Here is an 11,339-nt window from a genome sequence, read left to right as displayed (position 1 = left end):
TTCATTGTCTTTATTACCACTTACGCAATATCGTCTTTCTCTCCATAGGGTCGAGTTTGCTTATCTTAGGATCATCATAATACGAATCATTGCGTATATGTGTTGTAGATATTTCCTCAAATATAGCACCATTTCTTGATGTAAATGCGTGTTTCTGTCCTCTAAGCACGGTCTGTACATCTCCTGCCTTAAGTTCTTTTTCTTCTCCATCGAGAACTATCTCAAGATCACCGTATAAAAGCTGGAATGTTTCTTCTTTTATCTTGTGCATATGCATCGGATGTTTCTGTCCTGGAAGTACAATGAGAAGCTTTTTGCAATATTCTCTGTTTATGACACTCACAATAATGGCACCTGTCTGTCTGAAGTTTTTCATTCCATAATGATGTGAAAGTTCTATTTCTATGTCATCACCAAGTACGATGCCGGCTTCATAGAGCATACCTTTTGCATCATGTATAACACTTCTTGCAAGCTTTGCAGGTGTGATATGTCTGGTCTCGAAAAGTGCTTCATTTGCTGCATAATCCCTTGATGCTTCTATACCGTCATAAAATTCTCCACTGTTCATCTGCTTTTCCTGACAAGGCATCGCAAAGAATACATCCTCACGACCTATGGTGTCGCCTGTCTTTACATCATGCTTTACATATACTCCACGCATAAGCGAATTGAGTGAGTCTATCTCTGCCTGGCTCACATATTTGTCATTTTCTTTTTTTGTAGTACAGATAGTCTTTGCTTTTAGAACGGCTTCAACCCACTTGTCTGCCTGTGCAGGTGTCATGGAATATGCATTTATTGAATATTGTTCTGTCGGAAGTGCCACATGTCTTTCAAGTATCTTTGCTCCTTTTGCAACGGCAAGCATTGCAACCGTATTATCATCAGGATTCTCATGACCTGAGTAGCCTATTGTAATATCTCTGTATCTCTTGTTCATACGGTCAATAAAGTCAAGCTGCAAGTGGTCATCAGGTGCCGGATATTCTGCGATACAATGCAAAAATGCAAAATCACATTTTCTGTGTGAGAAGAAATTGTAAAGTTTGTCTATATCTGATAATGTCTTTCCACCTGTTGATATGATAAGAGGCTTTCCGGCAGCTGCCGCCTTTTCAAGCAACGGCCAGTCCAGTGAACTGCAGCTTGCTATTTTTATTATGTCTATCCCCTGATTCACACACCAGTCTACACTATCCTCATCAAACGGTGTACTCATTGCTATCATGCCCTCTTCTTTTATGGCATCCACAAGTTCGGTAAACTGGTCATATGTAAGCCTTGTGCTCATAAATCTAGGCACATGGGGTACATCCGTCCTGTTTACATAATCAGGATGGATAAAATTGTCAAGATTTCTATACTGTAATTTCACAGCCGCATTTATATTGTATTTTCTGGCTATCTTTCCCATTTCATGAATAATATCTTTTCCATGCTCCACATCTCCCTGATGACTGTTTGCCATCTCAAAAATAAATAAGTCATTAAATAATTTGCTCATTTTGTTATCCTCCGTTCCCATTTTCATTAATTGTCTATATTTTATATCGGTTTTATTGGCTGATGCCTATAGTTTTTCTAAGTCGGCTTTCAGCTTCTCTGCTGCCTTTAGAAAATCTTCTTCCGTATCTATGTCATAATTTTCATCCATCTGATAACCTGCTATAACATCACCTGTCATTGAATTTTTCTCTGTAACAACTGTTGTCCTGAATACATCTATACACGCATTCTGATAATATACCTTTGGCAGCTGCTGTCTTGGCATATTGTAACATTCAGGTACATCTTTCATTATCGGCGACAGTATGTTTTTTTCATCCATAAACCACATCTTATATGGTATCTCTTTTGCCGGAGCTATACACCTTACCGAATCAGCTTCAGGATGTTCCTTTAAATATTGTATCATATTTTCAATATCCTGAATTTTCCTTATCGGATATGTCGGTCTTAACTGAACGACTATATCAGGCATATAATTTTCATTTTCTTTAAGATATGATAATGCGTGTCTGAATACATCTAAGTCAAGTGCCGTATCCGTGGCATATTCCGCCGGTCGTATAAATGGCACTTCTGCTCCATATTTTCTTGCTATCTCAGCATATTTCTCACTGTCCGTACTTACGATAACTCTGTCAATCCCCGGGGCTTTCAGTGCGTGCTCTATTGAATATGCTATCATAGGCTTTCCGTTTATTATCCTTATATTTTTGTCTACGACACTTTTTGAACCGCTTCTTGCCGGTATGACCGCCAGCACCTCACATTCTTTCATATCTTCCCTCCATAACTTTGTATTTTCTATATATACAAATGCATACATTCCATCACTAAACATTTATATATTAGTAAAATATACACTCTGTTAATTTTAGTCTGCTTATTTTTTACAAACTTATTTATAATCATCTATGTCTTTTAAATCTACTTCCCTCATACCGTGTATTCTTGCACCATGTGAGGCATTTATCAGCTCAATATCTTTCTCTGCAGCTATTCTTTTCTCTATCCATTTCCTGTATATGTCAAGACTTTTATTTGTATATGCCTTTCCACCTCCGACCGCTTCTACCTGTTTAAGTTTTGACCTGTCCGAGATTTTCCCTCCAATACCCCCTGCATGTGTCCTCTCATCTGTATATCCCATGTCAAGGCCGATACATATAAGTCTTTTACACTTAAACCTTAGTGCCATATCTATTGCAAAGGCAGCAACAGACCCACCTGTTTCAAACAATGTAGCACCATTCTGTCCGGCTTTTTCTTCTGCCTGCTCGAAACCTTTCTGATATGCAATATATCTCTTTGAACGATACTCTGCTGCCACCTTTGCCGAAGCCGTTGATATATATATAAGAGGTATCCCGCTTTTTTCAACCCCCCGTATCTGCCATCTGGTCTTATCTTTTGCATCCGTCATTATGATATAGTCAGGAATAATCCCTTTTTCAATAACTTTTCTGACAATTTTTCCAACACACAATATTACCGTGTTTTTTCTGTCACGCTGCTTAGTGATTTTATTTAGATTTTCCGTCTCATTATCAAGTGACGGACCTGCGGCTATAAGAATCACATCTTTTCCGCTTATATCATTTTTTACTGCATCGACATTTTCATCTTTTAACTTTGTATTCTTAGTAAAATTTTCTACTAATTTATCCCTAAAATAATCCATTGAAAAGAACGATACACTATACTGTTCAAGCAATTCCCTTAAGTTTTTGTCATCAATAACTTTTATTGACGGCATCCACATTTTACATTCCAGCTTCTTATTTTCTTCTTTTTCAATGATTTTTTTAATCCATCCCGCATATGAAACAGTGTCATTGCAATATATTAAATGTATATTTTCATTTAGCAATATATCTGATACATCTCTATAATATACCGCAGCCCGTATCTGTTCAATGTCATTTTCCAAAATATATATAGTTTTTTCAGGATACATCACACTTATCTCCTGAACATGATAACCCATGCCAAAGCCAAAAATAACACATACCTGTGCATCATCGTTTAACTTTTCGGCATAAAGCAGTGCTTCTCTCCACGGATCTCCAAATGAACATATATTTGTCTTTTCATTTTCAGATAACTCTACTGACAACGAAATACCACATATTCTGTTCCAGCCAACCTCATACTGCCTGTTTTTGTTTTGTATATTTTCATCAATAATCTTTTCATATAAAAAACTGGTTCTATTATTTATTAGTTTAAGGTTTTTTTCACTGTAGAAACATACATCTATATCATAATTGTTTAATATATATTCTTTTATGCCATATATGTTTTTTGATATATCGGTTGTACTTATATCCTGACATTCAAGTATCTGCCTAATATTTTCTTCCAACAGACTGTCTTTTTTTTCTACTACTCTTTCGAGCATTTTATTAAGATAACCTGATACTTCCGCAGTCAGTCGCTCAATTTTTTTATCAAAAGTATCTGATTCTTTATTTCTCTTATAATACATAATCTCTGATTCTGCTCTTATTATATTATCAATATATAAAATAATGTCCTGCATAAAATTTTTCTCCAATTATATATTAATCTAATTCTCCGGATTGTTTCTTTGCTATCTGTTTTTAACCCCCGCACCACATTATTGGTGAAGCAAAAGGTAAATTTTCCTTACATCTGTTCTAATGTCTGCTCCAATACCGGCATCAGTTCATCGACAGCTTTTTGTAATGCCACAAACAATATTTTTACACTTATCATATTTTCTGTAATCTGTTCAAGTTCACTGTCATAATTTTTTGCCGCTGCTTCTATCCTGTCTGCTATATCTGCTGAAATATACTCGTCGAGCAGTGTATATACTTTCTGCTCTTTTATGATTCCCTGTAATTTTCTTATTTCTCTCTGCTCTTTTTCTATCTTATTCAGGTTTATCTGTTTTTCTTTAAGCATAAGCATTATGCGGTCTGCCATTGCCTCACCTTCGCCGCCTGCCTTGGCTATTGTCTGAAATTCTTCTTTCAGATGTGCTGTTTCTTCACAGACTTTAGTGTACTTTTCTTTATCAAATGTAACCGGAGTATTTTCTAAGATACTGTTAAAGTTAAACTCACATTTACAATAACAGTCTATCGCATCCGAAAGACTCATTATCTTAGTCCCTGCTATTTTTGCTCCGCCCTCTGTTGCATCTATTACTTCTGTTTCCCCATTTAACTGTAATATCTCATTTTCAAACCATCTGAGATAATTAAGCCAGTCGGCTCTTGTCTGAACTTTTTTGCCATCTACAGCTTCAATATAGACAGGTGTATTTTTATTTACTGAAAGAACCTTTCTTTTTATGCCTCCGGCATGAGTCATATCACCGTCATAAGCTAAATCCTGACCTATCAATATTATCGTTTTTAATCTCAGTGTTTTGGCAAGCCAGAATGCCGCTGTTGCAACAGAACCGCCACTGTTGTACTCAGGGAAATGATACCCAAATCTGTCATATAAAGTTTCAAGATAACCGGATCCTGTTATCCATATTTTTCTTGCATGGTTTTCATCTAATATCTCACTTCTTGCATCAGGAATCGTAAACATCGGATAATCCAGACATTCTTCACTTTTTAAATGTTCCACCCGTTTTCTTCCGTCTACGGTTACTATCGCATCAAATCTTATACCATGTGCCAGAAGATATTTCACTGATGTATCAGTTGCAAGAATAAAAGCTTTTTTTTCTGCTTTTTTTAATATGTCTACATTTTTGTCCAATGATGGTCCTGCCGCTGCTATTATCACAGGAACATCTTCTTTTATCTTACCGATAAACTCGCTTATATAATTGCTGTTCTTTATATGTTTGAGATTTTGTATTGCATTTATTGTAAATTTTTTTGCAAATTTCAAAGATGTTTTTTTATTGGCCGTCAATGCTTTCTCAAGCTGTTCTAATATAAATTGATATTTTATGTATTCTTCTCTATAAAGTCTGTCATATGACGGATGGCAACATACTAACTGTGTAGACAACATTGCCCAATTTATCTTTCCTGACAACTCCTTATAAAACTCTTTGTCATTTATTCCATTTATGTATAATGCCACCCTGTTATCAGATAATATAGCTCTCATGTCAAAACTTTCCAAACAAAACAAAAACAGTTCTATGTCAGGTTCAAAAAAAAGTATGTACGCTGAAACATTCAACTGTTTTTTTATGGCATTAAAGAATACTCCATTTCCCATTCCAAACATTATAAACGAAGTAATCTCTGATATATTCTTATATTTATCAGCCCACTTTTCGGCTTCCCTTGACGAATTATATACACTGTTTAACCGTACATCTTTTTCTCCGGCACACACCTCAACTGTCTGACTCTGATCACGACCTGTCACCAGCTTGAACTTTCCATAAACTTCTTTTATATCTCTTTTCTGATAGATATATTCATTTAGTTTTTCATATATATATTCATCTTTATTTTTAAGTTTTTCAAGATTTGTTTTCAAGTATCCCATTTATTTCCTCCGAAATACCACATCCGGCTTTTAGATTTTATTCCATATTTTCTATTAGTCCACCAATATACTCTACAAAATCATACTGTAATATATCAGCCATAAGTACCTTATCATCAGACTGTAATGCACCCATCGCATCATTTAAGATATTGCATATCTTTTTTTCATCCATCTCAAATCCCGGATTTTCTGCTTTATATGCAGCAAGATTGTCTATTGCACTTGTCATATCTTCAAGTGTAACTATAAATTTCTCAAGTGCATCTTTATCGTTCTGCTGGTAAAACAGATCTACTACCTCCTGTACTTTATCAATAGTGTTTTGAATCTGTTCTTTTCTATCAGTCATAATATTCCTCCATCTTTATTATTCAAAAAAAAGGAGCCGGCTTTATGCCAGCTCCTTTCAGAATGTCTATATATGTGATACATTCTGTCTGGTCTCTTACGCATATAAATATGCCTTGCAAAATATCCTTTAATTACTGGAGTAATGAAAGAACACCCTGTGTAGCCTGATTTGCATGAGAAAGCATTGACTGACCAGCCTGCTGAAGAATACTCATGCTTGAGTAAGATACCATCTCTGATGCGATGTTTACATCACGGATCTTGCTCTCTGATGACTGGAGATTCTCAGCCATGTTATCAGCATTTGCAATAGTATGATCAAGTCTGTTAGAAATAGCACCGAGGTTAGATCTAGATGTTGATACCTTAGTAATAGCTGCATCAATAACTGAAAGCTGGTTTCCAATTGCAGAACCCATCTTTGCTTTTACTTTAGTAGCTACATTATCAACTTTAAGTGCTTTTGCACTCATAGCTGAAATGCTGAACTTGATAGTCTGTTTATCATTAGCACCAACCTGAATCTGTTTCTGTTTAAATTGACCATTAAGAAGGGTCATCTTATTGAACTGTGTCTGAGAAGCAATACGTGTAATCTCTGACTGAAGCTGTGCCATCTCTGTAGAAATCTTTGCACGGTCTTCTGATAAATATGTATCGTTCTTAGCCTGAACAACAAGCTCTCTCATTCTCTGAAGTACTGAATGAATTTCGTTCATAGCACCTTCTGCTGTCTGGATAAGTGACTGACCATCCTGAGCATTTGTTGAAGCCTGCTTAAGACCTCTGATCTGACCACGCATCTTCTCTGAAATAGAAAGTCCTGCTGCATCATCTGATGCACGGTTGATTCTATAACCTGAAGAAAGCTTCTCTGTGCTTCTTGAAAGATTTGTGTTTGTAATGCCTAACTGTCTGTTAGCATTTAACGCTGTCATATTATGCTGTACTATCATAATGTTTTCCTCCTTGAATTTACAATAGCATCCATGCCATTGATGTAATGATTAATATTTTCTGCTTTTCTATCTGTCCGCACACATATAGTTAAAAGCTCTTATAAGTATTAACTTACTCAATATATATATCGGTTGATTGCCATTTCACTTTAGTGCTTTTTTTTAATTTTTTTTTAAATTTTTTTAAAATTTTTGTTTATATATTTTTTTGACACATTTGTATGTTAAAATTATTTTTTCTTATCCAGAAAATGTGACTGCCATTCTCTGTGCTGGTTTGACATATTTTGATAATACGATGTTGCAACTCTGTTTGACTGTTTAAAACTGCTTATCTCATGTCTTTTATTTCTTATAAATGTATTAAACTTTGTCTTATTCTGCTGTTCAAGACTCTCCAGCTTTATACCTGTATCTGTAATGCTCCTGATAAGATTCTGCATCTGAAGTATATCCTGTTTATACTCCTGTTTGTTTTCAGCAAGGAAGCTTCCTACCTTTTTATAGACGGAATCAAATCCATTATCAAGTTCCTGCATCTTTTTGATAAGTTTGTCTTTTTCCTCGAAAGCACGGTCAAATCCGTCAATATCAACTTTTTCTGTGTCTTTTTCGCTTAATATCTCATTCTGTTTTTTTGTCAGAGAAAATAACTCCTGCAGGACATCCAGCTTTTTCCTAAGAGAATCCGAAAGTATATTTACATAAACTCTAATATCGTCCATTCATTCTCCTTTTTACTTTGCTTTCCCTTCTTTATTTAAACGAACTACCTCTTTCCATGTATCACGCATGGTATTTATGTGAGTAAGCGTATCTTTGATTATGTCTACATCTTTTTTCATATTGCCCTCTACAAGTCTTCTGTAGATATAATCATACACTTTTTCAAATTCACCCGCTACAGGATACTTAAAATCAAGTCCCATTCTAAGTTCCATTATGCAGTCCTGAGCCTTTTTAAGATTTTTATTTATTTCTTCATAATTGTCCGGTTCTTTTTCCATAAGTTCTATGCTTGTATCAGTAAATCTGACTGCTGCATCATAAAGCATACTCGTAAGTCTTGCCGGAGATGCCGTTTTTATCGCATTTATCTTATAAGCCTGGGCTGCATTTCTTTTATTTGGTATCATATTTTTTCCCCATTTCCTGTAGTTTTTCTTTCTTCAACTGTAGCGACGGACACTTTCCGTATCCGCCGCTACATATAATTTTATATCCTTTTTTTAGAAAAATCAATCAAATTTTCATCAGCTTCCAAGATAACTTGACAATGTATTTTGCTGACTCTGAAGTTTTGCAAGTGCAGTTTCCATCGCACTAAACTGTGAATAATATTTTTCTTCCATATCACTGAGTTTTGATTCCCAGTTCGAGATTTCTTTCTTGTAATCTGAAAGCTGCGATGCCATCTCCTTATCATTGTAGAATGTAAGTGCACTGCTCATTGTACTCGTGGACATCTTTTTATTCAGACTGTCATAGAGATTTGATGCAAGCCCCGACAAAACCTCTTTTACCGTATCAGGATCTTCCTCAAGCATCTTCATAAGTGTATTTGTTGAATCCGCAAACTCATCATCATCCTCATCACCTTTTATATGAAGCAGTCCACCCTCATTATAATTTTTTGATGAAGTAGAAATTCCGAGATTTGCAAGTGAATATGTCTTTCCGTTTGATGCTTTATAACTTCCCATCATATCGGTTTTCATAACCGAAATAAGACCACTAAGGGTACTGTCTCTGCGAAGAAGTGAATCTTTAATCTTTGTGTTCCACTTATCTACTTCATCATCAGACATAGCCTCTTTCTGTTCATCAGTAAGTACCTCATAGCTGCTTGCTGATGCTGCATCATAATATGTATTCATTGTCTTAAGAATACTGTTGTATTCTGTAATGAACTCTTTGATAGTATCGTAAACTGCTGATGTATCATTGCTGACTGTTACATTGACTGATTCACCTGCTGCTGTCGTTCCAAGAAGATTGAGTGTTACTCCTGCTACTTCAATGCTTGTATTATTGCTTGTAAGTGTTGCTCCATTGTAAACGATCTCTGTGTCTGCAGCCTTTGACAGAACCATATTACTAGCTAAATCACCTTCTTTATAGCTTGTTGCACCGTCAAAATTTGAAAGTCCAAGCTTTAATAATCCTGAGCCATTATCCGAAGTAATACCTGATTCTATAGCTGTATTAAATTTCCCTACTGCTGACTCTATTGCATTTTCGGCATTTTCTTTTCTTGTTTCAGTCTTTTCAAAAGTATATTTTGATATACTTGCCGGATCTTCAGCATTTGAACTATCTGTTACCGCTAATCCGGCTTTTCTTACTTCCTCTGCTGTAATACCTTTAGTGACTGCTTCTGATATTTTAGTTTTATATTCGTCAGTTTTAAGTTTTTCTTCAATGTCTGACTGTTTCTTCTTTTCTATTGCATCTGCGATTGCCTTTGTTCTGTCATCACCTGAAAGAGTCAAATCTGAATCGTATTTTTTCTTAATCTTCTCTTTCTCTTCATCAGATATATCATATGTTTTATTAAGTGATGCCCTGTAAAACTCTGTTGCCTTGCTTTTTGCATCTGCATCCGCTGAACTGACGGCAATCGATTTTAATGTCTCCTTATCATCATCTGATATCTGTGTGCCTGATGCTATTGCTCCATATACGATTGAATTATACTTAGTTTTCTGCGATGATGTAAGATTTGCTAACCCTACTGCATCATTCAGCTCAGTAATTGCTGTGTCTCCTTCTGAAGAATATGTATTAGCCGATAATGAAAATGAATTTTCTTCTCCACTGTCTTTTGAACTAAGGAAAAATCTCTGCTGCTTCTCATCAAATGTAGCATTTAATCCTGCGTTGCTGCAAAAATTTACAAAATCTTTTATAGTTGTATCATCTTTTACTTCTAAAGCTGATGATTTGTCTCCCACTTCTAATTTAAGTACAGTACCTGATGACATTCCAAGGTCACTGAGCTTTGTTGATGTAGTAGCAGTGTTAGTGTTACCAGAGCTGTCTTTATAGCTTAATTTTCCACTTGTAACATACTGCGCTGATGCAATGGACTTGATTTCAACCTTATAAGACCCTGCTGCCGCTTTTGTTGATGCCGTTGCCGTAAGCTTTGTAGAGTCACTCACTGACGCTTTTTTTGTTGAATAATTTGAGCTATATTTCATCTTTGAAAGAGAGTCTTTATAAAATCCATAGATTTTGGTATTAAGACCTTTCCAAATCTCCTGTTTCCACTCAAGCTTCTGCTTTTTATTTTCAACTTTTGTCTGTTTTGTACGCTGTGCTGACATTAACTGATTTACTATAGACTCTGTATCAAGTCCTGATGTAAGTCCTGTCATTCTTATTGGCATAATAACCCTCCTATTCTAAGCAGGTACACCAAACAATTACCTGATAATTGTACCTGTTATCTCTTTTCATCTACTATGATACCTGCAATCTCCCATATCTTTTTGATTGCTTCAAGTGTTTCCTCAGGTGGAACTTCACGGATAACTTTGTCTGTATCCTTGTCAATGATCTTGATAGATATACGCTGAGTTTCTTCATCTATATGATATTTCAACTGAGTATTAGACATTTTTATCTTTGAGTTAGTCTCAGATATAGTGCTGTCTATTGTACTCTTAGCTACCTTTCGATTTTCATTTGCCTGATTTTGCACTTCGCTCTGATTGTTTGAATCGCTATTGCTTTCACTTGGTGTCGCTGCTGCTTTCTGTGTATCATTGACAACTTTAACAGAATTTCCTGAAGTATCTGATACAGGCGGTACATAAGATGATGCTGCTCCTGAGTTTGCTGCTCCTACTGACTTTATTGATTCTATTTCCATAATATTGTCACCTCCGTGTGATTTTCATGTTTATGTGCTGCTTATCCGAAATTGCAAAAAATCCATTTATATTACATTCCCGAATTTTTATGATTATCCCCGTACAATAAAAATTAAATCTTTGATATAATTACTGATTACTATTT

At 35.5% G+C, this 11,339-nt stretch carries 10 protein-coding genes; all 10 read right to left on the bottom strand.

Annotated elements, in window-relative coordinates:
- Window positions 1-13: 13 nt before the first annotated feature.
- The gene (locus DWZ63_RS08015; protein WP_182431466.1) at window positions 14-1,507 is read right to left on the bottom strand and encodes an N-acetylneuraminate synthase family protein; all 1,494 of its coding nucleotides are present in this window, start codon (window positions 1,505-1,507) and stop codon (window positions 14-16) included.
- A 66-nt stretch (window positions 1,508-1,573) separates the two neighbouring features.
- The gene (locus DWZ63_RS08010; RefSeq protein WP_182431465.1) at window positions 1,574-2,287 is read right to left on the bottom strand and encodes an acylneuraminate cytidylyltransferase family protein; all 714 of its coding nucleotides are present in this window, start codon (window positions 2,285-2,287) and stop codon (window positions 1,574-1,576) included.
- Between the two features lie 120 nt (window positions 2,288-2,407).
- A complete protein-coding gene (locus DWZ63_RS08005; RefSeq protein WP_118499430.1) occupies window positions 2,408-4,051 on the bottom strand; it encodes a 6-hydroxymethylpterin diphosphokinase MptE-like protein in 1,644 nt (547 codons plus the stop codon).
- 107 nt (window positions 4,052-4,158) lie between these two features.
- The gene (locus DWZ63_RS08000) at window positions 4,159-6,003 is read right to left on the bottom strand and encodes a 6-hydroxymethylpterin diphosphokinase MptE-like protein (RefSeq protein ID WP_118499428.1); all 1,845 of its coding nucleotides are present in this window, start codon (window positions 6,001-6,003) and stop codon (window positions 4,159-4,161) included.
- A 37-nt stretch (window positions 6,004-6,040) separates the two neighbouring features.
- Window positions 6,041-6,355, bottom strand: coding sequence for a hypothetical protein (locus tag DWZ63_RS07995; protein ID WP_118499426.1), 315 nt, complete (start codon window positions 6,353-6,355; stop codon window positions 6,041-6,043).
- 133 nt (window positions 6,356-6,488) lie between these two features.
- Window positions 6,489-7,313, bottom strand: a complete 825-nt coding sequence (locus DWZ63_RS07990; RefSeq protein WP_118499424.1) for a flagellin — start codon at window positions 7,311-7,313, stop codon at window positions 6,489-6,491.
- A 233-nt stretch (window positions 7,314-7,546) separates the two neighbouring features.
- Window positions 7,547-8,041, bottom strand: coding sequence for a flagellar export chaperone FlgN (flgN, locus tag DWZ63_RS07985; RefSeq protein WP_118499423.1), 495 nt, complete (start codon window positions 8,039-8,041; stop codon window positions 7,547-7,549).
- A 12-nt stretch (window positions 8,042-8,053) separates the two neighbouring features.
- Entirely contained in the window at window positions 8,054-8,452 is a 399-nt protein-coding gene (gene fliS, locus DWZ63_RS07980) for a flagellar export chaperone FliS (RefSeq protein WP_118499421.1), read from the bottom strand.
- Window positions 8,453-8,569: 117 nt separating this feature from the next.
- Entirely contained in the window at window positions 8,570-10,708 is a 2,139-nt protein-coding gene (gene fliD / locus DWZ63_RS07975) for a flagellar filament capping protein FliD (RefSeq protein WP_118499419.1), read from the bottom strand.
- Between the two features lie 56 nt (window positions 10,709-10,764).
- On the bottom strand, window positions 10,765-11,193 hold the full coding sequence (locus DWZ63_RS07970) for a flagellar protein FlaG (RefSeq protein ID WP_055945843.1): 429 nt from the start codon (window positions 11,191-11,193) through the stop codon (window positions 10,765-10,767).
- Window positions 11,194-11,339 lie beyond the last annotated feature (146 nt).

It is taken from the genome of Clostridium sp. AF34-13, from assembly GCF_003477845.1.
Classification (GTDB): Bacteria; Bacillota; Clostridia; order Lachnospirales; family Lachnospiraceae; genus Butyribacter; species Butyribacter intestini.
This window is presented reverse-complemented; position numbering and strand designations above follow the sequence as displayed.